Genomic DNA, 23,244 nt, shown 5'->3' with positions numbered 1-23,244 from the left:
TGCGTCTAATGACCCGCCACCAACGGCGCTGCAGTAGCTCAGTGGTAGAGCACTCCCTTGGTAAGGGAGAGGTCGAGAGTTCAATCCTCTCTTGCAGCACCATCCATCCCCTTGATTGATAAGCCTCCCCTGAACGCCATGCCGCGCGGTCCGGGGAGTTCCGACTAAAGCGTGCGGTCCAGCAAGGACAGCCAGTTGCCGTGGGCCAGCTTTTCCAGAAGCGGTCGGTCGTAGCCATGGTCGGACAGCGCCTGCACCAGCTTTGGCAGTCCCGTGACGTCGTCGATGACCTCCGGCGTGGTGCAGCCGTCGTAGTCGGAGCCGAAGCCGAGGTGGTCCTCGCCCAGATGCTCCAGCAGATAGTCCATCTGGCGCAGGATCGGGTCCCAGCCGGTTTCGGCCAGCTGGCGGCCGTCCGGGCGCAGGAAGGACACCGAGAAGTTCAGGCCCACCATTCCGCCGCTGTCACGGATCATCGCCAGTTGCCGGTCGGTCAGGTTTCGCGACGACGGGCAGAGGGCGTGGGCGTTGGAATGGGTGGCCACCAGCGGCGCATCGGAGAGGCGGGCGACGTCGTTGAACCCGGCCTCGTTCATGTGGCTGAGGTCCAGCATGATCCGCAGCCGGTTGCATTCGGAGACCAGCCGCTTGCCCGCATCGGTCAGGCCCGGCCCGGTGTCGGGACTGGAGGGAAAGGCGAAAGGCACACCATGGCCGAAGATCGTCGGACGCGACCAGACCGGGCCAAGCGACCGCAGGCCCATGGCGTGGAAGAGATGAAGCGCATCGAGGCTGTCGTCGATCGCCTCGGCGCCTTCCATGTGCAGGATCGCGGCGATGGTGCCGTTTGCCACGCAGGCCCGGACCTCGGCGGCGGTGCGGCAGACCTTCAGGGCGCCTGCCGAGGCGCGTTCCATCCACAGAAGGTGGCGCGCCGCCGCCAGGGCCGGGGTGATCGCCTCGGCATGAGGAATCGGCTGGGGCAGGGGCAGCGCGTAGGGCGGGTTCTGCATCTGCGCCCGGTAGTCGGGATCGTCATGCGCGATGGGCGAGGGCAGGTAGATCGCGAAGAACCCCCCGGCGAACCCGGAGGCCTGCATGCGCGGCAGGTCGAGATGGCCTTTGCCTTCGCCGGTCAGGAAGATCTCCTCCCGCCGCACCGGATCAAGGAGCAGCCGCAGAAGCAGGTCGTTGTGGCCGTCGAAGACCGGGATCATGGTGCGGGCCTCTCGCTGCCCTCCAGCATCCGGTCGGCGCTGGCGGCGAACAGGCTGCGGGCATAGGGCGTGGTCATCCGTGCCCCGGCAAGATCGTCGCGGGTGATCTCCTCGACCGTACGACCATGCTGCAGGACCATGATCCGGTCGCACATGTGGTCGATCACGGCCAGGTCATGCGACACCATCAGGAAGGTCAGCCCCTGTTCGGCGCGCAGGCGGTTCAAGAGGTTCAGGACCTCGGCCTGGACCGAGGCGTCAAGCGCGCTGGTCGGTTCGTCCAGAAGCAGGATCTTCGGCCGCAGCATCAGCGCGCGGGCGATGGCGACGCGTTGGCGCTGGCCGCCGGACAGCTGGTGCGGATAGCGGAAGCGGAAGGCGGGGGGCAGGCCCACGTCGGTAAGCGCCTGCACGACGCGGGCATCGCGGTCAGGCATCCCGTGGATCGCCAGCGGCTCCGACAGGGTGCGGTCAATGGTGTGGCGGGGATGCAGGCTGGCGTAGGGGTCCTGGAAGACCATCTGCACTTCGGTCGAGAACGCCCGCCCTCGCGGGGTCGGGACGGGCTGGCCACCGATCCGGATCGTGCCGCCGGTCACAGGCGCCATGCCGCAGATCGCGCGCAGGATGGTGGACTTGCCCGACCCACTTTCGCCCACCAGCCCATAGCTTTCGCGCTCGTCCACCGACAGGCTGACGTCCTGCACTGCCTGCACCTCGCGTCCCTTGGCGCGGAAGGTCACGGTCAGGTTCTCGATCTCGATCAGGGCCATCGGTCAGAACCCCGCCCGATCCAGCACCGGCAGCGGCTCACGCGGGCCGCCGATCCGGGGCAGGCAGTTCAGAAGGCCGCGGGTGTAGGGATGCTTCGCCTCCATCAGATGCGCGGCCGCGATCTCTTCGACGACCAGGCCCTTGTGCATCACCAGCACCCGGTCGCAGAACCGGGCGACCAGCCGCAGATCGTGGCTGATGAAGATCAGGCCCATGCCCCGGTCGCGCACGAGGCCGTCCAGGATCGACAGCACCTCGGCCTGCACCGTCACGTCCAGTGCCGAGGTCGGTTCGTCGGCGATCAGCAGTTCCGGTTCCGGGATCAGCATCATCGCGATCATCACCCGCTGGCCCATCCCGCCCGACAGCTCATGCGGGTAGGCCTCCATCACCCGCGCCGGGTCGCGGATCTGCACGGCCTCCAGCGCGGCGATGGCCTTGGCGGTGGCGTCGGCCCGGCCCAAGCCATCGCGCAGGCGCAGGCCTTCGGTCAGCTGGCGGCCCACGGTCATCACCGGGTTCAGGCTGTATTTCGGGTCCTGCATCACCATGCCGATCCGCTTGCCCCGCAGCGCCCGCATCTCGCGTTCCGAGGCGTGCAGGATATCCTGGCCGTCGAAGGTCATCGCATCGGCCTCGATCCGGCCCGGCGGGCGGATCAGGCGCAGGACCGACCGCCCGGTCATCGTCTTGCCCGACCCGGATTCGCCCACGATCCCCAGCCGTTCGTGACCCAGCGAAAACGAAACGCCGCGCACCGCCTCGACTTTTCCGGTCTCGGTATCGAAGGTGACGCGCAGGTTCTTGACCTCCAAAAGGCTCATCGTGAGGCGCTCCGCGGGTCAAGGACATCGCGCAAGCCGTCGCCCAGCAGGTTGAAGCCAAGGCTGACGATGAAGATCGCAAGGCCGGGCATCGTGGCGACCCACCATTGTTCGAACAGGTACTTGCGGCCCGACGAAATCATCAGGCCCCATTCCGGCGTGGGCGGCAGGACGCCGAGGCCGAGGAAGCCAAGGCCCGCCGCGATCAGGATGACACCCGCCATGTCCAGCGTGACCCGGATGATGACCGAGGGCAGGCACATCGGCACGACATGGCCCGCGATAATGCGGGGTGCGCTGGCCCCCTGCAGCCGTATCGCGGCGATGTAGTCGGAGGAGCGGACCGTCAACGTCTCGGCCCGCGCCACACGCGCATAGGGCGGCCAGGCGGTCAGCGCGATGGCAAGGACCGCGTTCTCGATCCCCGGGCCCAGGACGGCCACCAGCGCCAGCGCCAGGATCAGGCGGGGGAAGGCCAGGAAGATGTCGGTCAGGCGCATCAGAACGGCGTCGATCCAGCCGCCGAAGTAACCCGCCACCGTGCCAATGAGCAGGCCCAGGACCGGCGCGGTGACCGCGACCAGCGCGATGATATACAGGGTGATCCGCGCGCCATAGATGATGCGGCTCAGGATATCCCGCCCGAAATCGTCGGTGCCGAGCAGGTTGCCGGGCGTGCCGGGCGGCAAGAGCCGGCGCGACAGGTCCTGGGTCAGCGGATCATGCGGGGCGATCCAGGGCGCAAGGGCCGCGACCATGAGCAGGATGCCGACGATCACCAGCCCCGCCATCGCCAGCCGGTTGCGCCGGATTCGTTGCCAGGCAAGCCAAGCTTGCCCCAGCCGGGCCTGCCGCCGCGAGGCGGGGTTTGGGTCGGAAAGCCAGGCGCGGAGTGTCGTCATGTCCGCGCCCTCGGGTCGACCAGCCGGTAGAGGATGTCGGACGCCATGTTCAGCGTGACAAAGGCCACGCCGACGACCACCGTTCCGCCCAGCACCGCCGGCATGTCGGCCGAGAACAGCGCGTCGGTGATATAGCTGCCCAGGCCCGGCCAGGCGAAGATCGTCTCGGTCAGGACGGACCCTTCCAGGAGGTAGGCGTAGGACAGCGCGATGACGGTAATTAGCGGGACCAGCACGTTCTTCATCGCATGCACCCAGATCACCCGCCATTCTGGCATGCCCTTGACCCGGGCCGTGGTGATGTACTCCTGCCCCAGTTCATTCATCATGAAGCTGCGGGTCATCCGGCTGATGTAGGCCATCGAGACATAGCCCAAGAGGCCCGCGGGCAGGATGATGTGGCTGACGGCATTGCCGAACACGTCCCAGGCCCCGTTCAAGGCCGAGTCGATCAGGATCATCCCGGTGTAGCTGGTCAGGGTGAACTCCATCATCATGTCATAGGTCGGGTCCAGCCGCCCGGGGCCTGCCACCCAGTCAAGCTGGCCGTAAAAGACCAGAAGGCCGATCAGTCCCAGCCAGAACACCGGCATCGAATAGCCCATCAGTCCCACGACGCGGACGATCTGGTCACTGATGCTGCCGGGCCGGGTCGCGGCCAGCACGCCGGCGGGCACGCCGACAAGGGTGCCGAAGATGGTGCCCAGCGTCGCAAGCTCCAGCGTGGCGGGGAAATAGCGCGCGATTTCCGACGCGACGGGGGCGCCAGTCTTGATCGAATTGCCAAGATCGCCGCGCATTGCGTCCCAGACGTAGATCGCGAACTGCTGCCACATCGGCAGGTCCAGCCCCAGCTTTTCGCGGATCGCCGCGATCTGCGCTTCGGTCGCACGTTCGCCGACGATCGACAGCACCGGGTCGGTGGGCACCACGCGGGCGATGATGAAGGTGATGAGGAGCAGGCCCAGCAGCGTGATGGCCAGGGTGCCAAGCCCGAGCAGGATCTGCTTCACCAACGGAAGCAGACGGCTGCGCGACGGCGGAGCGGGAATGGATGTCATGCGGAATTCGGGCCGCCGCCGGATCAGGCGGCGGCCCGGTCGCTTACTTGGTGACGGTCCAGTAGGACGCCGAGTCGGTCGCCCCACCAGCGTAGAAGCCGCTCACATTGGCGCGCATCGCGTCCTGCCGGGCCTGCTGGAACATGAAGACGAAGGCGGAATTGTCCCGCACCTTGGTCTGCAGGTCCTGATACATCGCCTCGCGTTTCGCGGTGTCCTTCTCGACCACGGCGGCATCGGTTGCGGCGTTGATCTCGGCACCCGGATCCCATGCGGTCCGCCAGGCGAGGTAGCCCGTGGCCTTGGCCTCGTCCGAGTTGTCGGGGTTCGAGGCAAAGGTCGAGGCGTTGGTATGCGGGTCGGGATAGTCCGGCCCCCAGGTCTGCAGCGTCATCTCGTGCAGACGGCCGCGATAGACCTCCAGCCCCTGCGCGCCGTCACCGACGTCGAGGACAAGGTTGATGCCGATCTGCGCGAAGGTGTTCTGCAGCGAGGTGGCGATGTCCAGCCGCTCCTGGTTGTTGCGGACGGTGAACTTCACCTCCAGCGGCAGGGTGACCCCCGATTCCGCCATCAGCGCCTTGGCCTTTTCGACGTCCAGGCTGTAGGGCGTTTCGGTCAGCGCGCCGAGGAAGCCCTGCGGCAGGAAGGCCTGGTGCACAACCCACTGGCCTTTGAGGATGCTGTCGGTCATGCCGACATAGTCGACCGCCCACCGCATCGCCTCTTGCACCTTGGGATTGGCCAGTTCGGCCTTCTTCTGGTTCAGAGCGAGATAGTAGATCTGCCCGCCGACGTCGTTCTGCACCTTGATGTCGGCATTGCCCTCGACCCCGGCGATGTCAGTGGGCGTCATCTCGCGGGCCACATCGATGTCGCCCTTTTCCAGCAGGAGGCGCTGGGTCGCGCCTTCCGGGACGTGCTGCATGAACACGTTCTTGATCTTCGCATCGCCGCGCCAGTGGCCGGCACGGGCTTCAAGCACATAGCCTTCGTTCGGCTTGAACGACTTCAGCACATAGGCCCCGGTCCCCGCCGAATTGGCCTTGAGCCAGGCATTGCCCATGTCGCCTTCAACCTCATTCGCCATGACGGTTTTCATGTCGACGATGTTGGCCACGCCCGCCGTCAAGCAGTTGTAGACGAAGGACGGCGCATAGGCCTTGTCGGTCTTCAGCGTGACGGTGTCGCCTTCGAAGGTGATCATCTGATCGACATTTTCCGGCGTCAGGCCGAACTGGGTCAGGATGAAGGCGGGGGTCTTGTTCAGCTTGACCACGCGGCGGAGCGACCCTGCCGCGTCCTCGGCGGTGAGCGGGTTGCCGCTGCTGAAGGTGATGCCCGACTTGATCTTGAACGTATAGGTCATCCCGTCATCCGACACCGACCAGCTTTCGGCCAGCCCAGGGACCAGCTCGCCCGGCTTGGTCGGATCAAGCTCAATCAGGGTGTCGTAGGTGTTGTTGTTCAGGTCCACGCCCGAGAATTCAAAGGCTTCGTGCGGGTCGATCGACACGATGTCGTCGATGGCGTCGGCCAGAACCAGCGTGTCCGCGGGCGTTTCGGCCATCAGTGCCATGGGGGCAGTGCCCGCCAACAGCGCGGCAAGAACCGCCGCACGGCCAAGTCCATGCTTCAGGTGCATCGTCTATCTCCCTGTGTTCCGTCGTTGAGGCGGCGCAGCGCGCCTGATCCTGGGGCGATTGGATGAAAGCGGACCGCCGGAGTCAATGGTTAACCTGCGGACCTTGTGCGGGATCCCGCGGTTCGGTCCTTCAGCTGCCCTCGCCGCAAGCCGGTTGACCTTGGGTCAGTCCAGAAGGCCCTTCTTGCGCATCATGTCGTCGGTGTTCTTCAACAGCACCCGCACCGCCTTGCGTGCCGTGTCGGGGCGCTGCAGGCGGATCGCCTTTTCGATCGCCTCGTGCAGGTCCTGGGCATAGCGCAGGTCGTTCGCCTCGCGCGTGACGAAGGCGAAGAGGTAGTCGAGCGAGGAGTCGATCATCGCACCAAGCGGCATCAGGAGTTCGTTCTTGGTCGCGTTCAGGATCGCCTGGTGGAACCGCCGGTCGGCGCGGGTGCGCTGGGCCAGCGTCGTCGCGGTGCCCATCTCGTGGCAGGCGGCGCTGATCACCGCCATCTCCTCCTCGGTGCGGATCTCGGCTGCCATCGCCGCCGCTTCCGGCTCGACGATGTGGCGCAGCTGCTGGACCGACCGCATCAGCGCGTCGCGTTGCGGCGACTGCGCGACCCAGATCAGCACGTCGCGGTCCAGGTGGTTCCAGTTCTCGCGCGGTTCGACCCGACTGCCGATCTTGGTGCGGGACACCAACAGGTTCTTCGACATCAGCATCTTGATCGCTTCGCGCACGACGGACCGGCTGGTGCCGAACATCGCCGACCATTCCGCCTCGTTCGGCAGGATGGATCCTGGGGGGTAGTCGCCCGACACGATGCGGCGGCCGATTTCCTGGGCGACGGAGTAGTGCGCAAAGGACCCGGCCTGGCGCGGAAGGCCTACGGGCGGGGCGGAGGTTGCAGTTGCGCCCTTGGCGTCGGCTTGCGCCGACTTGTCCTTCCCCCGCTTGATCGTCACGCAACCACCTGCCTGTCCCCTGTGGGTCAACACCTAGTGTGATCGTTCTCCGCTGGCAACCGCTGCCCGTCCCCTTTGGCCCGTCAAACTGTGGCTGTTCGCGCGGCGCGGCGCTGCAAGAGCCAGTTGTCCGCAAGCACGCCGAGAATGATGACCGACCCCATCACCGCGAAGTTGAGCGAGGAGGGGATGCCGAGGAGGTTCACCAGGTTCTGCAGCACCTGCAACAGGACCGTCCCCAGCACCACGCCCAGGATCGACCCCTCGCCGCCACGCAGGGAACAGCCGCCTAGGACGGCGGCGGCGATGGCGTAAAGCTCGTAGAAGTTCCCGTGCGAGGCGGGCGAGATCGAGCGGGTGTACATCGCGAGGTAAATCGCCGCGATGGCGGTCAGGACGGCGCAAAGCGTGTAGGCGGTGATCAGCACGGCTTGCGTGTTCACCCCGGAATAGCGCGCCCCGTCGGGGTTTCGGCCGGTGGCGAGAAGGACGCGGCCAAAGACCGACCGGTGCAGAAGGACGCCGGTCACCCCCGCGATGACCAGCATGGCGACCAGGCTGTTCGGCAGGCCCAGGATGCGGCCCGTCGTCAGCCATTCCAGGGTCGGGAAGCTGGCGCCAAAGGCGAAACCCGCCGTGGCGTCCTCGGTGTAATACCGCGCGACGCCGCGATAGATCAGCAGGCCGCAAAGCGTGACGACAAAGGGCTGCAACCCCACCCGCGCGATCAGCACGCCGTGCAGCACCCCGATCAGCGCCCCCAGCGCCAGGACCAGAAGCGTCGCCGTCGCGGGGGAGAGGACGTTGTTGCCGACGAGGTCGACGAAGATCACACCAAGCAGTGCAATGACCGAGCCCGATGACAGCTCGATCCCGCCCGAGATGATGACGAAGGCCTGCGCGATGGCGAAGATGCCGAAAAGCCCGATCAGGTTCGCGGTGTTCGACAGGTTGACCGGCGACAGGAAGCGCGGGTTCAGGATCGCGACGGCGGCGGACACGACAAGGATCAGGATCAGCAGGCCAAGGTTCTTGCGGTCGATCATGCGTGCCTCGCGTTTTCGGGCTGGCCCACCGCCAGCGACAGGATGGCGTGTTCGGAAAGCTGATCGCGCGTCAGGCTGCCCGCGATGCGGCCCTCGTGCATGACGATGACGCGGTCCGAGACGCCGATCACCTCTTCCATGTCCGAGGAAATCATCAGGACCCCCACGCCCTCATCCGACAGGGCGCGCATCAGGCGGTAGATTTCGGCCTTGGCGCCCACATCGACGCCGCGGGTCGGCTCGTCGAACAGGATGACGCGCGGGGATAGCGCCAGCCAGCGGGCGAGCACCACCTTCTGCTGGTTGCCCCCCGACAGCGCGCTGGCCGGCAGGTCCAGGTTCGACGCCCGCAAATCCAGCGCCGCCTTCTGCCGTTCGGCCAGCACGGTTTCCGCCCGGCGGTCCACCAGCCCCCGGCGCGCAAGCTGGCCAAGGGAGGGCAGCGAGATGTTCTGCGTGATCGGGAAATCCAGGATCAGCCCATGCGCCTTTCGGTCCTCGGGCACCAGGAAGACGCCCTGCGCGATGGCCTGGCGCGGGGTCGTCAGGCGGACCGGGGCGCCGTCCAGCACGACCTCTCCGCCCAAGGCCGGGGTCAGGCCGAAGATCGTCTCGGCCAGTTCCGTCCGCCCCGCGCCGATCAGGCCCGCCAGCCCCAGGATCTCGCCCCGGCGCACGGTCAGGTCGACGGGCCGGTCGGGATAGCGCGGGGTCCGCAGGCCCGTGACCTGCAGGACCGGTGCCCCCGGCGGCGCTACAGGGGGCGTGTAGACCGACTTCAGGTCGCGCCCGATCATGTGGCGGATCATCACCGGGGCGGTCACGTCGTCCCGTTCCAGGTCCGCCACATGCCGCCCGTCGCGCAGCACGGTGACCCGGTCGGCCAGCCATTCGATCTCGCTCAGCCGGTGGGTGATGAAGATGATCGACACGCCGCTGGCGCGCAGGCTGTCGACGACGGTCAACAACCGCTCCGTCTCGGTCGCGGTCAGGCTTGAGGTCGGCTCGTCCATGATGACAAGGCGCGCGTTCAGCGACAGGGCCTTGGCGATCTCGGCCAGTTGCATCTGGGCGAGCGACAGCCGCGACAGGGGCGTATCCCCGGCAAAGGTCGCACCCAGCCGCGTCAGCAGCACATCGGCATCGGCGTTCAGAGCGCGGGTGTCGACCAGCCGCAAGGGGCCGCCGCGCGTCGGCATCCGTCCCAGGAAGATGTTCTCGGCCACCGTCAGGTTGTCGAAGTTCGACAGCTCCTGATGCACGAAGGCGATCCCGGCGGCGATGGCGCGGGGGACGGTTAGTCGGTCAACCTCGACCCCGTCGATCTCGATCCGGCCCTCGCTTGGCGCATGCACCCCGCCGATGATCCGCATCAGCGTCGATTTGCCCGCACCGTTTTCACCGACCAGCCCCAGCACCTCGCCCGGGCCAACCGCCAAATCGACGCCCGACAGGGCCGCGACCGGGCCAAAGCGTTTGTGGATGCCGGAAAGGCGCAGGAAGGCGGTCATGTCACTGTCCCAATGGGGATGCAGGCCGGAAAGGGAGGAAACCAAAACAATCCGGCCTGCACCTTGCCTGAGCCGTCAGCCGCCGATGCGGGCTTTCAGCTCAGCCTCGAAGGCATCGACATTGTCCTTGTCGATGATGGCGGTGGGCACGATCACCAGCTTGTTCTCCGGGATCATGGAGTCGTCACCCTCAAGATGCGCGGCCATCAGCTTCATGCCCTGATAGCCCCATTCGTAAGGCTGCTGGACCACGGTGCCCGCAATGGTGCCTTCCTTGACGCCGCCGAGGGTAATCGGGTCCTCGTCAAAGGCGACGACCGTCACTTCACCCAGCTTGCCCGCCTCTTTCAGCACCTCGTAGATGCGCGGCGGGTTGTAGCTGTAGAAGCCGACCATGCAGTCGATGTCGGGGTTGGCGGCCAGCGCGTCCTCGACATTGCGCTTGGCGCGGGTCATGTCGATGTCGTCGCCGCGCACGTCGATCAGTTCGACGTTCGAGCCTTCCAGCGCCGCCTTCATTCCGTCGATCCGTTCCCGCGCGTTGTCCGCGCCCAGAAGGCCCACGAACCCGATGCACTTGCCGCCGTCGGGCATCGCCTTCTTGGCGATCTCGCCCGCCTGCATCCCGGCATCGGTGTTCGACGACCCGATATAGGCCACGCGGTTGGTGTCGGGCGCATCGCTGTCGGTGGTGAACAGGGGCACCTGCGACCCGATCCGGTTCAAAGCCTCGGTCGAGGATTTGGGATCGACGGCCGAGACCATGATCGCCGACGCACCGGCGGCCACAAGGTCATCCATCAGCCGCTGCTGGATCGCGGCGGCGGCCTGTTCGGGGTATTTGAACTGCAGGTCGTAATTCGGCAGCTCTTCCTGCGCCTTCTTCACGCCGGCCTCGGCCAGCTTCCAGAAATCGGAAGCGCCGTTGACGACGAAGACGAGGGTTTTCTTGTCCTGGGCAAAGCCGCTGGAGGCCGTCAGGGCAACAACCAGCGCAAGCGCAGAAATCCGGGCGTTCATGGGTCTCTCCATTGACAAAGGGATGGGGTCCCGGGCGGAAGGCAGGGTCCCTTCCGCCCGGGCAGGCCGTCAGCCGCCGATGCAGCTGTCGACGTTCTCTTGCGTGCACTCATCGAGGCCCGTGTAGATCACCGGGTCGACGGCCTTGCCGTTCAGGATGTCGATCATGACCGTTGGCGCGCGATAGCCCATCTCGAACGGGCGCTGCCCGACCTGAACGTGGCTGCGACCGGCCTTCAGCGCCTCCATCTGCGGGGGCAGGGTGTCGCCCGCGACGATGACCAGCGACTTGTCCTTCAGCTTGTCCATGACCTGATCGGTGACCTGGGCATAGGCCTGCGGCGCGAACTGAGCCCAGCCGCCGATCAGCATGAAGGCAGTCAGGTCAGGGTTCGCGGTGAAGGTGTCGGCCATCTGCTGGTTCGCCAGATCGGCCTGGTCGTTGGTGAATACCGGGCACCCGGCAATCTCCGTCCAGCCGCCCTGGCCGGTCAGCATCTCGATGCCCTTTTCGCCCGACAGGGTGTCGCGGGTTCCCGCCGCACGGGCGTTGATGTTGGCCGCCGCCACGTTGCCCAGCTGCAGGCAGACCGTGCCACCCTCGGGCTTCAGCGCCTTCAGATGCTCGGCGAACTTGACGCCCATCAGGTAGTTGTCGGTGCCAAGGTAGGTCACCCGCAGATCGGCGTCCTCCTCCAGGAAGTCGGCGTCGATGGTCATGATCGGGATCTTCGGCGCCTGTTCCCGCAGCATCTTGGCCATCAGCGGCGCATTCGAGGGCGAGATGGCGATGGCCGCCACATCCGGGCGCTGCAGCAGGTCCTGCACGATCTGCACTTCGCCAACCTCGTCCGCCGAGGAGGCGGGGCCGGTATAGAAGCAGGAATAGCCCGACCCGGCGTTTTCACCGTTCCACTTCTGGCAGCCCTTGTTGATCTGCTCGAAGAACGGGTTGTCCAGGCCCTTGACCACGATGGCCAGAACCTTGTCTTCCGCCCAGGCAGCGCCCGAGGCAAGGAGAGTGGCCAATGTCGTGGCCATCAGAATTCTGCGGTGCATGTCAGTCCTCCCGTAGGGTTTGTTGTCGTTGTGGCCGGATGGCCCTGGTCAGCCCGGGTACCAGACCCGCCGCGGATCATCCGGCGCGCGGGTAAAGGCCCAGGATTCGGTAACAAGTCGGCGGGTGTCGTAGGCGGGGCGCCAATCCAGTTCGTCCCGTGCACGGGCGTTCGAGAACCAGGTGGACCGGTAGGGCGACCGCAGCGGTACCGAGGGCAACCCCTGCGTCTCGGCCAGGATCGCGGCGACCTCGTCGTAGTCGACGGGCTCGTCCATCGCGATGTTGTAAAGCCGCTGCCGCGCAACCGGAGCGGTCAGGGCGATCAGGATCGCGCTGACTAGGTCACTGACATGGACAAAATTGCGCTTGATCGCGATGCCGTCCTTGTCCTGCAGGATCGGGACCGCCCCGGTCCGGCGGGCGTACTCGGCCATCTTTGGCCCAGCCAGCGCGGCCCAGTCTGGCCCGCCGAACAGGTCCGGCCCGAAGGACAGCGTATGGCGGAAATCGTCCTTCTCCATGATCCAGGGCGCGCGCAGGCAGCACCAGTCGATGCCGTACTGGATGCCGAACTGCGACAGCATCACCTCTTCCAGCACCTTCGACAGCGCATAGCAGCCCGGATAGGCCCGGTGCGGTGTTGCCTCGGTCACCGGGCCGTCGTGGTCATAGAAGAAATGCCCCACCGCCGCGTCGCCCCCGACCAGCAGGAAGCGCTCCGCCACGGGGTTCTCGCGCCAGGCTTCCAGCATCCAGAACAGCCCCTTGACGGTGACATCCATCACGTCGTCCGGGGTTTCCTTGCAGGTCGCCAGATGCACGACATGGGTGCAATCCCGCACCGCCGCCTCGGCCACCGCGCGGTCTGACAGCGAACCCTTCAGCGTCTCAAGCCAGGGCTGCGCGGCCAGGTCGCGGCTGTGCAAAAGCGCCCGCACCATGGCCTGCGGATAGGACTGCCGGACCTGCGCCAACAGCGCCTGTCCCACCTTTCCCGCCGCCCCTGTGACCAGAATCCGCATCGCTCTCCCCACCGTTGCCGAGGTGATAAGCGCGGTCCGAAGATTCGGTCAATCATTTTGTAGGACAAATAGGATAAAACTATTAAGACAGGGTATTGACCTGCCGACCAGCCCTGCGCGATATGGATGCGGAAGGCTGGAACGGGATGATGCGATGTCGGTGTTGCAACTGGATGGCGTGGCCAAGAACTTCGGCGCGATCGAGGCGCTGAAGGGCGTGTCGCTGACCATCGGCAAGGGCGAGGTGATCGGCCTGATGGGCGACAACGGCGCGGGCAAGTCCACGCTGGTCAAGATCATCGCCGGGAACTTCCGCCCGTCCTCGGGCCGGATCTTCCTGCAGGACCGCGAGGTCACCTTTCACGGCCCCCTCGATGCCCGCCGCCACGGGGTCGAGATCGTCTATCAGGACCTCGCCTTGTGCGACAACCTGACGGCGGCGGCCAATGTCTTCCTTGGGCGCGAACTGACCCGCGGCTTCGGCCCAATCCGGATCAACGACTACGCCGCGATGAACCGCCGCGCGGCGGAACTGTTCCAGGAGTTGAAGTCGGAAACCCGGCCAAAGGACCTCGTCCGCCAGATGTCCGGCGGCCAGCGCCAGGCCGTGGCCATCGCCCGCACCCGGCTTTCAAACGCCGACATCGTGCTGATGGACGAACCCACCGCCGCGATCAGCGTGCGGCAAGTGGCCGAGGTGCTGAACCTCATCCGCCACCTGCGCGACCAGGGCGTCGCCGTCGTGCTGATCAGCCACCGGATGCCCGACGTCTTCTCCGTCGCCGACCGGGTCACCGTGCTGCGCCGCGGGACTGTGGTGGCCGACAAACCTGTTGCCAAGACCTCGCCCGAAGAGGTGACCGGCCTGATTACCGGAGCGATCGAACATGCCTGACCAGACAACCGCATCGGTCGAGGGCGACCTGTCAAAGGCGATAGCCGGGCAGACCCAGACCCGGCTTAGCGCCCTGTTCGCGGAACAGGCGACCTGGGTGTTTCTGGCCGCCGTGATCTGCGCGGTGGGCCTGTCGCTCATGACCGACACCTTCGCCACGCCGCAGAACCTGTTCAACGTCACGCGCAATTTCGCCTTCGTGGGCCTTGTCGCGCTGGGCATGACCGTGGTCATCATCTCGGGCGGGATCGACCTGTCTGTGGGGTCCGTCGTCTGCCTGTCCGCGATGGTCGTCGCCATCGTGATGAACGCGGGCTACGGCTTCTGGACCGCGGCCTTCCTGGCGCTCGCCGCCTCGGCCCTGACCGGCTTTGTCAACGGAGCGCTGATCGCCTGGCTGCGGATGCCGTCCTTCGTCGTCACCCTGGGTATGCTGTCGGTCGCCCGCAGCCTTGCAATGGTGCTGTCCGACAACCGGATGATCTTCGAATTCGGCCCGGATGAGGACCTGTTGTTCGATCTTGGCGGCGGCTCCACCTTCGGCATCGCGCATCCGGTGATTGCGCTGGTGCTGCTGGGAATACTCACCTCGTTCCTCCTGAAATGGACCCGCTGGGGCACCCATGTCTTCGCCATCGGCGCGAACGAACGCGCCGCCGTCCTGACCGGGGTCGCGGTCCCTTGGGTCAAGATCAGCGTCTACGTCTTCTCCGCCCTGATGGCCGGGATCACCGGGATACTGGAGGCCGGCTGGCTCGGCGGCGTCACCACCAACCTTGGTCAGTCGATGGAACTGGCGGTGATAGCCGCCGCCGTCATCGGGGGCGCGAACCTTCTGGGCGGGGCAGGGACCATCACCGGCGCCATCGTCGGGGCCGCGCTGATCGAGATCATCCGCAACTCGCTGATCCTTCTGGGAATCTCAACCTTCTGGCAAGGCGCTTTCGTGGGGTCCTTCATCATCCTCGCCGTCGCCTTCGACCGCATCCGGGCTTTGCGTTCGACGAACCTGTAACGCCCGTTGCCCCCGGTAAGGCGCTGGGGGCAACAACCGGCTTCCCTGGCGGTTTTTCGTCAGCTAGCCTCCGGCCATGTCGAAAAACCGCATCTCGACCGGCCCCGCCACACCCCCGCACTTGCGCCGCCCAGTCGCGCCGATGACCCGGGTGACCTTCGTCATCATCCCGCGCTTCAACATGGCGACGCTGATCACGATGATCGAACCCCTGCGCGTCGCCAACTACCTCGCGCCCGAGCCGCTGTATCACTGGGACATCCTGTCGCCCGACGGCACCGATATACCTGCCTCGAACGGCCTGACCATCACCGCGCAAGCCCTGGACGACCGCAATCACCGTGGCGAGACGATCTTCCTCCTCGCCTCCTGGGGGGCCGAGGACTACACGAACCGCGACCTGACCGCCTGGCTCCGCCGCCAGTCCCGCGACGGCGCGCGGCTGTGTGCGGTGGAGCTTGGCTGCTACCTCCTCGCCCGCGCGGGCCTTCTGACCGACCGCCAGCTTGCCACCCACTGGTCCTGGGCCCCGGGGTTCCAGGAACGCTATCCCGACGTGCCCTTGGTCGAACAACTCTACACCCTGGGCGACACCATCCTCACCTGCGCCGGCGGCATGGCCGGGGTCGACCTGATGCTGCGCCTGATCGCCGACCGGCATGGCGAGGGGATGGCGGCCGAGGTCGCCGACCAGATCATCCACCAGCCGATCCGCCCCGCGACCGCCCCGCAACGCCGGACGCCGGGGCAGGGGACCGATCAGTTCTCGCCCATCCTGCGACAGGCGATCCGCCTTATCGAGGACAACATCGCCGAGCCGCTGCCCGTCCCCGCTATCGCCGAGGAGCTTGGCCTGTCACAGCGCCAGCTCGAGCGGGTGTTCCAAAACGGCCTTGGCTGTTCCGTCGTGCAGTTCGGCACCCTTGTCCGCCTGCAGCACGCCCGCGTCCTTCTGATCGCGACCAAGCTTTCGGTGCGCGAAATCGCCACCGCGACCGGGTTCAACTCGCTGTCGCATTTCGCAACCGCGTTTCGCAAATGCTTTTCCCGCCGCCCCAGCGACTACCGGCAAGGTTGGGCCCCGACCGAGGAAACCCCGTCCTGGCCCGGCACGCTCGCCGGTTACCTCGACACCCTTCGCCAACGCACGACCCGCGCCGTCCGGGGCGGGGCCTCCTCGTTCGACTTCGTCTCCTCGTCGGGGGACCCCGGCGAGGAGAAGCCGCAGGCGCAGGACGAGCGGCACGTCACGAGAACGCCGGAATGACCTCCTTGCAGAACAGCTCCAGCGACCGCTTCTGCTCGGCCAGCCCAAGACCAAGCGACGCGTAGTAGATGAACTCGTCCACCCCGATGGCTTCGTACTGCTTCAGCTTGGCGATCACTTCGTCGGGCGTCCCGAACATCAGGTTCCGGCTCAGCATCTCCGGGTCATACTCCGCCCGGTTGCCCAGCTGATCGAAGGGGATCGACTTCGGGAAACCGTTCTCGACATCGCCCATGTTCTTGAACAGGTTCTCGAACTGCGACAGCTGACGCTGCGCTGCCCGGACCGGGACCATCCAGTCCTCCTTCCGGTCATACAGCGCCGTGTGCCGCATCATCGCCATCACGGGCCGCTTCTTGCCGGGATTGTTCGCCAGCGCCTCGGCCATCCGGTCCATGTAAAGCTGCGCCTCACCCATATCCCGCGTCAGCGGCCAGGACTGAATGTTGCAGCCATGCTTGACCGCATAGTCATAGGTGATCGGTGCCCGCGCCGCGACCCAGACCGGGACCTCGGCCTGCACCGGCTTCGGCACCGAGGTGGAGGCCGGGAACGACCAGTGCTCCCCCTCATGCGCGTAGTCGCCCTTCCACAGCTCCCGGATCACCGGCAGCATTTCCTGCATGTAGCGCCAGGCGTCGGTCTGCTTCAGCCCCGGCCGCATCCGGTCGAACTCGCGCTGGTAGGCACCCGAGCCGATGCCGAACTCCAGCCGCCCGCCCGAGATCAGGTCGACGAAAGCCGCCTCCCCCGCCACCTTGATCGGGTGCCAGTAGGGGGCGGCGATCACCGCCGTCCCGAGACGGATGTCATTGGTATGCTCCGCCCACCAGGTCAGGATGGAAAACGGGTTCGGCGCGATGGTCATCTCCAGCGCGTGATGCTCCGCCGCCCAGGCAATGCGGAACCCGCCCGCGTCGGCCATCTGCACCATTTCGAGCGTGTGCTTGGCCACGTCCTTCATGGCAAGCGTATCGTCGATCCGCTCCATGTTGATCGCCAGATGAAATTTCATTTCAGTCTCCCTGGTTCAGCGCATCACGAAGGGGTTGGCGATGGGCTCGGATGAGGTGTTGACCCAGATCGTCTTGGGCCGGCTGTAGTCGTACATGGCCTGGAACCCGCTCTCGCGCCCGTAGCCCGATCCCTTGACGCCGCCAAAGGCCGCAATCGGCGACACCGCGCGGTAGGTGTTGACCCAGACGATCCCGGCCCGGATCGCCTTCGCCACCCTCATCTGGCGCGCGCCGTTCAGCGTGAAGACGCCCGCCGCCAGCCCGTGTACAGAGCGGTTCGCCAAGGCAACGGCCTCAGCCTCGTCCTTGAAGCGCAGCACCGACAGCACCGGCCCGAACAACTCGGTATCCACGATGGTCAGGTCGGGGGAGGGGCAGTCGACAATCGTCGGCTCATAGTAGGTCCCCCCCAGCGCGGGCTGCTTGCCCCCGGTCAGAACCGTCGCCCCTTCCGACACCGCCAGCGCAACCTGCGTCTCGATCAGCCGCACCTGCGCCTCGGTGCAAAGCGGCCCCATCTGCGTCTCCTCCGCCAAGGGATCGCCAATCCGGATCGCCTGCGCCGCCGCCACCAGCCGCGCCAGGAACGCCTCCGCCACGGCCTCGTGCACAATCAGCCGAGACCCCGCCACGCAGCTTTGCCCTGTCGCGCCAAATATCCCCGCCACGCAGCCATTCACCGCGCTTTCCAGGTCAGCATCCTCGAACACCACGAAGGGCGACTTGCCCCCCAGTTCCAGCGACACTTCCGCGAAATTAGCGGCCGAGTTCCGCACGATATGGCGCGCCGTCTCTGGCCCCCCGGTGAACGACACCCGAGCCACCAGCGGATGCGAGGTCAGCACCCGCCCCACCTCGCCATGCCCGCTGACGATGTTCACCACCCCCGCCGGAAACCCCGCCGCTTCGATCAGCCTTCCGAACTCCAGCATGGGAACCGAGGCATGTTCCGACACCTTCAGAACCACCGTATTCCCCGCCGCGAGCGCTGGCCCCAGCTTCACCGCCGACAGGAACAGCTGCGAATTCCACGGCACCACCGCCGCCACCACGCCCAAGGGTTCGCGGTTGGTGAAGACCAGCAGGTCCGGCTTGTCGATCGGCAGCACCTCGCCCGCCAGCTTGTCCGCCGCCCCGGCGTAGAAGTGGAAGAACTCCGCGATGTACTTGGCCTGCCAGCGCGTTTCCTTCAGCATCTTGCCGGTATCTAGCGTCTCCGCCCGCCCCAGTTCCTCCGACGCCTCCGCCAGCAAATCCCCCAGCTTCCGCAAGCACTTGCCCCGGGCCGAGGGTGTCATCGCCCCCCAGGGCCCCGCCAAAGCCCGGTCCGCTGCCCGCACCGCCCGGTCCACGTCCGCCGACGTCGCCTCCGGCACCTCGGCCCAGACAGCGCCATTGACCGGCGAGACCGACGGGAACACCTCCCCATCCGAGGCCCCGACCCATTCCCCGTCGATCAGCATCTGGCAGCGCTTCAACTCGCCCATCCGGTCCTCCGTGGCCTTTCTCCCTTGATGCCGCGCGCAAATGCCGCACGTTTCCGAAAATTCGCCACCGTCTGGCGAAAATTCGCAATCCGTACCCATCCGGGGATGGCACACCGATCCCATGGAGGAGCGCATGAAAGAAATCATCGGCGGCCCACTGGTCATCAATGGACGGCAGCTTTCGCTCTCGAAAGCCGTCCGCGCGGGCGACTTCGTCTTCCTGACCGGCCAAGTCCCGATGGTGGGGGGCGAGGTCCTCACCAGCGGCACCATCGAGGACCAGACCCGCGCCTGCCTTGACCGCATCACCGAGACGTTGGCCCAAGCAGGCTGCACCCGCGAGGATGTCGTCAAAACCATGGTCTGGCTGAAAGACCGCGCCGATTTCCCCGGCTTCAACGCGGTCTACGGCGAGTATTTCCCGACCAATCCCCCGGCCCGCTCCGCCCTCGTCAGCGACTTCCTCGTCGACATCCGCCTCGAGGTCGAGGTCATCGCCTGGAACCCGCAATGATCTTCAACGGCACCACTTACGACCTCACCGGCCTCGAAGACGCCCCTGTGGTCGTCCTGATCCACGGCCTTGGTCTGACCCGCGCCGTCTGGCAGTGGCTGCTGCCGGACCTCAAGAAATTCCGCGTCCTCACCTACGACCTGATCGGCCACGGCGAAACCGCGCCTCCGGCAGGTGACCCCACCCTCAAGAACCTGTCAGACCAGCTCGCCCATCTCCTCGACCACCTCCAGATCGACAAGGCCGCGATCGTCGGCTTCTCTCTCGGCGGGATGATCGCCCGCCGCTTCGCGCAGGACTACCGCGACCGCACCACCGCGCTGGTCGTCCTCCACTCCGCCCACAAGCGGACCGAGAAACAGCAGGGCGCGATCCTCTTCCGGGTCGAACAGGCACGGGAGCACGGTCCCGAAGCCACCGTCGAGCTGGCCCTGCAGCGCTGGTACACCGAGGCCGCGCAGGCCTCTCGCCCCGACCTGATGGACCTGACCCGCGCCTGGGTTCTGGCCAACAAGCGCGAGGTCTACGTCAAACTCTACCGCATCCTCGCGCATGGGGTGGACGAGATCGTCGGCCCGCAGACACCCCTCACTGTCCCAACCCTTGTCCTCACCGGGGATGAGGATACCGGCAACGGCCCAGAGATGAGCATCGCAATCGCCGAGGAGATCCCCCGCGCCCGCCTCGTCATCCTGAAAGGCCTCCGCCACATGGCGCTCGCCGAGGCGCCCCAGGCCGTGAACCGCCCCGTCGTCGATTTCCTGACCGAGGTCCTGCGATGACTGACCCCAAAGCCCTGCGCAACGCCTTCGGCGCCTTTGCCACCGGCGTCACCGTCGTCACCACGCGCCAACCGGACGGCACCCCGCGCGGCTTCACCGCGAACAGCTTCACTTCGGTCTCGCTCGACCCGCCCCTTCTCCTCGTCTGCCTCGCCAAGACCGCCCACTCCGCCAATGTCTTCGCGACCGCCCCCCATTTCGCCGTCAACATCCTGGCCGAGGACCAGAAGGCCGTCTCCGGCCTCTTCGCCTCGCGCACGCCGGACAAGTTCGCCCAATGCACCTGGACCCCCGGTCCCGCCGACATGCCGCTCATCGACGGCTCGCTCGCCCAGTTCACCTGCGCGAACCACCAGATCATCGATGCAGGCGACCACCTGATCCTGATCGGCCGCATCGACCACTTCGTCACGACCGAAGGCCAACCCTTGGGCTACTTCCGGGGCAACTACTTCTCCATCGGCATCGAGAAAGACCTCGCCGAAGCCGCCGCGGCCGCCAAGGGCAGTCGCCTCGGCGCGGTCCTCGCCTGCAACGGCGGTGTGCTCCTGAAGGACGATGGCGCCGCCCTGAGCCTGCCCCTCGCTCCGAAACCCACACTCGACAGCCTGACGGCCAGCCTGACCGCCCAAGGCCTGACCCCGCAGATCGACTTCGTCTACGCCACCTTCGACGACCGGACGACGGGCGGCCACGCGATCTACTACCATGGCAGCGTCTCGGGCATCCTGCCGCAAGGCTACCGCATCCTGCCTCTGGCCGACCTTGCCACCGCCAGCATTGCCAACCCGGCCGAGGCCGCATTGCTGCACCGCTATGCCGAGGACTACCGTAACGGCAGCTTCTCGATCTACCACGGCACCGAAACCACGGGCCAGGTCCGCCAACTCGGCGCCTGAGAAAGGAAACCCCGATGTCGCTCAGCGAAACCCTCCCCGAACTCCGCAAGCTGGTGACCTATGACGAGGACACCGTGACCGACGGCGGCCGCGCCTGCATGCCGCCCCTGCGGATGATCGCCGTCGCCGCAGTGGTCACCAACCCCTGGTATGGCCGCGGTTTCGTTCAGGACCTTTCCCCCGAGATCAGGCGCATGGGCCCCGCCCTGGGGAAACTCCTGACCGACCGCCTGATCCGCCTCGCGGGCGGGGGCGACAAGATCGAGGCCTACGGCAAGGCCGCCCTCTGCGGGACGGCCTGCGAACTGGAACATTGCTCGGCGCTCATCCACACCCTGCGCTTCGGCAACTTCTTCCGCGAGGCGGTGGGGGCCAAGACCTACCTCGGCTTCACCAACACGCGCGGCCCGGCGAACACCCAAATCCAGATCCCCCTGATGGACAAGCACGACGCCGGCCGCCGTTCGCACTATCTGACCGTCCAGTTCTCCGTCCCTGATGCACCCGGCGATGACGAGCTGGTCGTCGCTCTCGGCGCCTCCCTCGGGGGCCGCCCGCACCACCGCATCGGCGACCGCTATCAGGATATCAAGGAGATGGGCGGCGAGATCGACAATCCCGCTGGCGTCTGACCGGGGCAGGGCAGGGCGGGGGGCAACCGGCGCCCCGCCGCCGCCCGTGCCAAACAAAATCGGCAAGCGGGTTGCTTTGTTGCCGGATAAAGCCTATGTGATCCCTGCGAAGCTTCTTCTTTCGACCTTCTGTTTCCTGACGGCTTCAGTTGCGACTCTGACGACACTGAGCCAGGCCATCGCACGACGCGGATGGCATACTAGAACAGGAGACATCACGATGGCCAACGGCACCGTGAAATGGTTCAACGCCACCAAAGGTTTCGGCTTCATCGCTCCGGCAGGCGGCTCGAAGGACGTTTTCGTCCACATCACCGCCCTGGAACGCGCCGGCATCCGCCAGCTGAATGACGGCCAGGCTGTGACCTATGACGTCGAAGCCGACCGCAACGGTCGCGAATCCGCCGTGAACCTCGCTCTGGCGTAAGCCGCGGGGTCCAGCCGGACCAGAATCAAGAAGGCGGAGGGATGCAAATCCCCCCGCCTTTTTCTTTTGGCTTGAGGATCGGGCTTCAGGCCGACTCTGCAACCCTTGCCAAACCCTTGACGGCCACACCCAACCCTTTGAAATCATTCAGCCCGAAAACCTGTCCGGCGTGGACAGGTCAGGCATTGAACAGGAAGTGCAGCACGTCCCCGTCCTTGACCTCGTAGGTCTTGCCCTCGACCCGGAACTTGCCCGCTTCCTTGGCCCCCGCCTCGCCGTTTCCGGCGATGTAGTCGTCGTAGGCCACGGTTTCCGCTCGGATGAAGCCCTTCTCGAAATCCCCGTGGATCACCCCCGCCGCCTGCGGCGCCAGGGTCCCCCTGGTGATAGTCCAGGCCCGCGCCTCCTTTGGCCCGACCGTGAAATAGGTCTGCAAGCCAAGCAGCGCGTAGCCCGCCTTGATCAGGCGATCCAGCCCCGCCTCGTGCAGCCCCATCTCCTCCAGGAACATCGCCGCCTCATCCTCGGGCAGCTGCGCCAGTTCCTCCTCGATCCGGGCCGAGATCACCACCGAGGCCGCGCCCTGTTTCGCCGCCATCTCGGCTACCCGCGCCGATTGGGAGTTGCCCGAGGCCGCCGAGGCCTCCTCGACGTTGCAGACGTACAGGACCGGCTTTGCCGTCAGCAGCTGCAGCATCCGCCATTGCTTCCGGTCATCCGCCGCCACCTGCACCGTCCGGGCGGGACGCCCCTCGTTCAGCACAGCCAGCGCCGCCCGCAGCAGGCGATCCTGGTCCAGCGTGTCCTGATCCCCGCCGCGCAGCTTTTTCGACAATGCGGTCAGGCGGCGTTCGATCGATTCCATGTCGGCCAGCATCAGCTCGGTCTCGATGGTCTCGGCGTCGGCCACCGGGTCGATCCGGCCCTCGACATGAGTGATGTCGCCATCTTCAAAGCAGCGCAGCACATGGGCGATGGCGTCGCATTCGCGGATGTTGGCCAGGAACTGGTTCCCCAAGCCTTCCCCCTTCGACGCCCCGCGCACGAGGCCCGCGATGTCCACGAAGGTCATCCGCGTCGGAATGATCTGTTTCGACCCGGCGATGGCCGCAAGCTTCTCCAACCGCGCATCCGGGACCGACACCTCGCCCACGTTGGGTTCGATGGTGCAGAACGGAAAGTTCGCCGCCTGCGCCGCCGCTGTGCGGGTCAGCGCGTTGAAGAGGGTCGACTTGCCCACGTTCGGCAGCCCGACGATGCCCATCTTGAAACCCATG

At 66.2% G+C, this 23,244-nt stretch carries 23 protein-coding genes and 1 tRNA gene; 9 read left to right on the top strand and 15 right to left on the bottom strand.

The window, feature by feature from the left end; all coding sequences use genetic code 11:
• Positions 1 to 27 precede the first annotated feature (27 nt).
• Positions 28 to 102 (top strand) — tRNA-Thr (locus E8M84_RS09730).
• Positions 103 to 164: 62 nt separating this feature from the next.
• On the opposite strand, the gene E8M84_RS09725 is transcribed toward E8M84_RS09730, so the two are convergent.
• The 12 genes from E8M84_RS09725 to E8M84_RS09670 form a co-directional block, all read right to left on the bottom strand.
• Positions 165 to 1,217 (bottom strand): dipeptidase, encoded by a 1,053-nt coding sequence (locus E8M84_RS09725; protein ID WP_137111019.1) that lies wholly within the window; start codon positions 1,215 to 1,217, stop codon positions 165 to 167.
• On the bottom strand, positions 1,214 to 1,990 hold the full coding sequence (locus tag E8M84_RS09720) for an ABC transporter ATP-binding protein (RefSeq protein WP_137111018.1): 777 nt from the start codon (positions 1,988 to 1,990) through the stop codon (positions 1,214 to 1,216). Before E8M84_RS09720 ends, E8M84_RS09725 begins: the two co-directional genes overlap by 4 nt.
• 3 nt (positions 1,991 to 1,993) lie before the next feature.
• Entirely contained in the window at positions 1,994 to 2,815 is an 822-nt protein-coding gene (locus E8M84_RS09715; protein ID WP_137111017.1) for an ABC transporter ATP-binding protein, read from the bottom strand.
• Positions 2,812 to 3,717 (bottom strand): ABC transporter permease, encoded by a 906-nt coding sequence (locus E8M84_RS09710; protein ID WP_137111016.1) that lies wholly within the window; start codon positions 3,715 to 3,717, stop codon positions 2,812 to 2,814. Before E8M84_RS09710 ends, E8M84_RS09715 begins: the two co-directional genes overlap by 4 nt.
• Positions 3,714 to 4,778, bottom strand: a complete 1,065-nt coding sequence (locus tag E8M84_RS09705) for an ABC transporter permease (protein ID WP_137111015.1) — start codon at positions 4,776 to 4,778, stop codon at positions 3,714 to 3,716. Before E8M84_RS09705 ends, E8M84_RS09710 begins: the two co-directional genes overlap by 4 nt.
• Positions 4,779 to 4,821: 43 nt before the next feature.
• Positions 4,822 to 6,423 (bottom strand): ABC transporter substrate-binding protein, encoded by a 1,602-nt coding sequence (locus E8M84_RS09700; RefSeq protein ID WP_137111014.1) that lies wholly within the window; start codon positions 6,421 to 6,423, stop codon positions 4,822 to 4,824.
• A 165-nt stretch (positions 6,424 to 6,588) separates the two neighbouring features.
• Positions 6,589 to 7,374: a FadR/GntR family transcriptional regulator gene (locus E8M84_RS09695; protein WP_205914587.1), complete on the bottom strand. Its 786-nt coding sequence runs from the start codon at positions 7,372 to 7,374 to the stop codon at positions 6,589 to 6,591.
• Positions 7,375 to 7,457: 83 nt separating this feature from the next.
• Positions 7,458 to 8,420 (bottom strand): ABC transporter permease, encoded by a 963-nt coding sequence (locus E8M84_RS09690; protein WP_240790343.1) that lies wholly within the window; start codon positions 8,418 to 8,420, stop codon positions 7,458 to 7,460.
• Positions 8,417 to 9,931 (bottom strand): sugar ABC transporter ATP-binding protein, encoded by a 1,515-nt coding sequence (locus E8M84_RS09685; protein WP_137111013.1) that lies wholly within the window; start codon positions 9,929 to 9,931, stop codon positions 8,417 to 8,419. The genes E8M84_RS09690 and E8M84_RS09685 overlap by 4 nt, the downstream gene beginning before the upstream one ends.
• A gap of 75 nt (positions 9,932 to 10,006) precedes the next feature.
• Entirely contained in the window at positions 10,007 to 10,951 is a 945-nt protein-coding gene (locus E8M84_RS09680) for a sugar-binding protein (protein ID WP_205914586.1), read from the bottom strand.
• Between the two features lie 69 nt (positions 10,952 to 11,020).
• A complete protein-coding gene (locus E8M84_RS09675) occupies positions 11,021 to 12,010 on the bottom strand; it encodes a substrate-binding domain-containing protein (RefSeq protein WP_137111011.1) in 990 nt (329 codons plus the stop codon).
• A gap of 48 nt (positions 12,011 to 12,058) precedes the next feature.
• Entirely contained in the window at positions 12,059 to 13,033 is a 975-nt protein-coding gene (locus E8M84_RS09670) for an NAD(P)-dependent oxidoreductase (RefSeq protein WP_137111010.1), read from the bottom strand.
• Between the two features lie 154 nt (positions 13,034 to 13,187).
• On the opposite strand from E8M84_RS09670, the gene E8M84_RS09665 reads away from it, so the two are divergent.
• From E8M84_RS09665 to E8M84_RS09655, 3 genes are all read left to right on the top strand, one after another.
• Positions 13,188 to 13,928, top strand: coding sequence for an ATP-binding cassette domain-containing protein (locus tag E8M84_RS09665; RefSeq protein ID WP_137111009.1), 741 nt, complete (start codon positions 13,188 to 13,190; stop codon positions 13,926 to 13,928).
• Positions 13,921 to 14,943: an ABC transporter permease gene (locus E8M84_RS09660; protein WP_137111008.1), complete on the top strand. Its 1,023-nt coding sequence runs from the start codon at positions 13,921 to 13,923 to the stop codon at positions 14,941 to 14,943. The genes E8M84_RS09665 and E8M84_RS09660 overlap by 8 nt, the downstream gene beginning before the upstream one ends.
• Positions 14,944 to 15,019: 76 nt before the next feature.
• Complete coding sequence (locus E8M84_RS09655; protein ID WP_240790342.1) at positions 15,020 to 16,210, top strand: GlxA family transcriptional regulator; 1,191 nt, start codon at positions 15,020 to 15,022, stop codon at positions 16,208 to 16,210.
• Here the strand turns inward: E8M84_RS09655 and E8M84_RS09650 are convergent.
• Positions 16,191 to 17,225, bottom strand: coding sequence for an LLM class flavin-dependent oxidoreductase (locus E8M84_RS09650; RefSeq protein ID WP_137111007.1), 1,035 nt, complete (start codon positions 17,223 to 17,225; stop codon positions 16,191 to 16,193). The genes E8M84_RS09655 and E8M84_RS09650 overlap by 20 nt on opposite strands.
• A 15-nt stretch (positions 17,226 to 17,240) precedes the next feature.
• Positions 17,241 to 18,713, bottom strand: coding sequence for an aldehyde dehydrogenase (locus tag E8M84_RS09645; RefSeq protein ID WP_137111006.1), 1,473 nt, complete (start codon positions 18,711 to 18,713; stop codon positions 17,241 to 17,243).
• 133 nt (positions 18,714 to 18,846) lie between these two features.
• Here E8M84_RS09645 and E8M84_RS09640 point away from each other — a divergent pair, with 133 nt between their 5' ends.
• From E8M84_RS09640 to E8M84_RS09620, 5 genes are all read left to right on the top strand, one after another.
• Complete coding sequence (locus E8M84_RS09640; RefSeq protein ID WP_137111005.1) at positions 18,847 to 19,227, top strand: RidA family protein; 381 nt, start codon at positions 18,847 to 18,849, stop codon at positions 19,225 to 19,227.
• Positions 19,224 to 20,009 carry an alpha/beta fold hydrolase gene (locus tag E8M84_RS09635; RefSeq protein ID WP_137111004.1) on the top strand — a complete coding sequence of 262 codons (786 nt, stop codon included), beginning with the start codon at positions 19,224 to 19,226 and terminating at the stop codon, positions 20,007 to 20,009. Before E8M84_RS09640 ends, E8M84_RS09635 begins: the two co-directional genes overlap by 4 nt.
• Positions 20,006 to 20,908 carry a flavin reductase family protein gene (locus tag E8M84_RS09630; RefSeq protein ID WP_137111003.1) on the top strand — a complete coding sequence of 301 codons (903 nt, stop codon included), beginning with the start codon at positions 20,006 to 20,008 and terminating at the stop codon, positions 20,906 to 20,908. Before E8M84_RS09635 ends, E8M84_RS09630 begins: the two co-directional genes overlap by 4 nt.
• A 14-nt stretch (positions 20,909 to 20,922) precedes the next feature.
• The gene (locus E8M84_RS09625) at positions 20,923 to 21,540 is read left to right on the top strand and encodes an amino acid synthesis family protein (protein WP_137111002.1); all 618 of its coding nucleotides are present in this window, start codon (positions 20,923 to 20,925) and stop codon (positions 21,538 to 21,540) included.
• Positions 21,541 to 21,760: 220 nt separating this feature from the next.
• Entirely contained in the window at positions 21,761 to 21,967 is a 207-nt protein-coding gene (locus E8M84_RS09620) for a cold-shock protein (RefSeq protein WP_137111001.1), read from the top strand.
• A 178-nt stretch (positions 21,968 to 22,145) separates the two neighbouring features.
• Here the strand turns inward: E8M84_RS09620 and ychF are convergent, their stop codons facing one another.
• Positions 22,146 to 23,243, bottom strand: coding sequence for a redox-regulated ATPase YchF (ychF, locus tag E8M84_RS09615; RefSeq protein WP_137111000.1), 1,098 nt, complete (start codon positions 23,241 to 23,243; stop codon positions 22,146 to 22,148).
• Position 23,244 lies beyond the last annotated feature (1 nt).

The organism is Rhodobacter sp. SY28-1, from assembly GCF_005222785.1.
Taxonomy (GTDB): Bacteria; Pseudomonadota; Alphaproteobacteria; order Rhodobacterales; family Rhodobacteraceae; genus Tabrizicola.
Note: the sequence above shows the minus strand (reverse complement) of the source record. Positions and strands in the feature narration are given on the sequence as shown.

Coding starts and splice junctions, on each gene's coding strand:
- E8M84_RS09680 (WP_205914586.1), bottom strand. CDS start 10,951: ATGAACGCCCGGATTTCTGCGCTTGCGCTGGTTGTTGCCCTGACGGCC.
- E8M84_RS09635 (WP_137111004.1), top strand. CDS start 19,224: ATGATCTTCAACGGCACCACTTACGACCTCACCGGCCTCGAAGACGCC.
- E8M84_RS09630 (WP_137111003.1), top strand. CDS start 20,006: ATGACTGACCCCAAAGCCCTGCGCAACGCCTTCGGCGCCTTTGCCACC.
- E8M84_RS09650 (WP_137111007.1), bottom strand. CDS start 17,225: ATGAAATTTCATCTGGCGATCAACATGGAGCGGATCGACGATACGCTT.
- E8M84_RS09685 (WP_137111013.1), bottom strand. CDS start 9,931: ATGACCGCCTTCCTGCGCCTTTCCGGCATCCACAAACGCTTTGGCCCG.
- E8M84_RS09655 (WP_240790342.1), top strand. CDS start 15,020: ATGTCGAAAAACCGCATCTCGACCGGCCCCGCCACACCCCCGCACTTG.
- E8M84_RS09640 (WP_137111005.1), top strand. CDS start 18,847: ATGAAAGAAATCATCGGCGGCCCACTGGTCATCAATGGACGGCAGCTT.
- ychF (WP_137111000.1), bottom strand. CDS start 23,243: ATGGGTTTCAAGATGGGCATCGTCGGGCTGCCGAACGTGGGCAAGTCG.
- E8M84_RS09660 (WP_137111008.1), top strand. CDS start 13,921: ATGCCTGACCAGACAACCGCATCGGTCGAGGGCGACCTGTCAAAGGCG.
- E8M84_RS09705 (WP_137111015.1), bottom strand. CDS start 4,778: ATGACATCCATTCCCGCTCCGCCGTCGCGCAGCCGTCTGCTTCCGTTG.
- E8M84_RS09675 (WP_137111011.1), bottom strand. CDS start 12,010: ATGCACCGCAGAATTCTGATGGCCACGACATTGGCCACTCTCCTTGCC.
- E8M84_RS09700 (WP_137111014.1), bottom strand. CDS start 6,423: ATGCACCTGAAGCATGGACTTGGCCGTGCGGCGGTTCTTGCCGCGCTG.
- E8M84_RS09620 (WP_137111001.1), top strand. CDS start 21,761: ATGGCCAACGGCACCGTGAAATGGTTCAACGCCACCAAAGGTTTCGGC.
- E8M84_RS09625 (WP_137111002.1), top strand. CDS start 20,923: ATGTCGCTCAGCGAAACCCTCCCCGAACTCCGCAAGCTGGTGACCTAT.
- E8M84_RS09715 (WP_137111017.1), bottom strand. CDS start 2,815: ATGAGCCTTTTGGAGGTCAAGAACCTGCGCGTCACCTTCGATACCGAG.
- E8M84_RS09670 (WP_137111010.1), bottom strand. CDS start 13,033: ATGCGGATTCTGGTCACAGGGGCGGCGGGAAAGGTGGGACAGGCGCTG.
- E8M84_RS09710 (WP_137111016.1), bottom strand. CDS start 3,717: ATGACGACACTCCGCGCCTGGCTTTCCGACCCAAACCCCGCCTCGCGG.
- E8M84_RS09645 (WP_137111006.1), bottom strand. CDS start 18,713: ATGGGCGAGTTGAAGCGCTGCCAGATGCTGATCGACGGGGAATGGGTC.
- E8M84_RS09665 (WP_137111009.1), top strand. CDS start 13,188: ATGTCGGTGTTGCAACTGGATGGCGTGGCCAAGAACTTCGGCGCGATC.
- E8M84_RS09720 (WP_137111018.1), bottom strand. CDS start 1,990: ATGGCCCTGATCGAGATCGAGAACCTGACCGTGACCTTCCGCGCCAAG.
- E8M84_RS09725 (WP_137111019.1), bottom strand. CDS start 1,217: ATGATCCCGGTCTTCGACGGCCACAACGACCTGCTTCTGCGGCTGCTC.
- E8M84_RS09690 (WP_240790343.1), bottom strand. CDS start 8,420: ATGATCGACCGCAAGAACCTTGGCCTGCTGATCCTGATCCTTGTCGTG.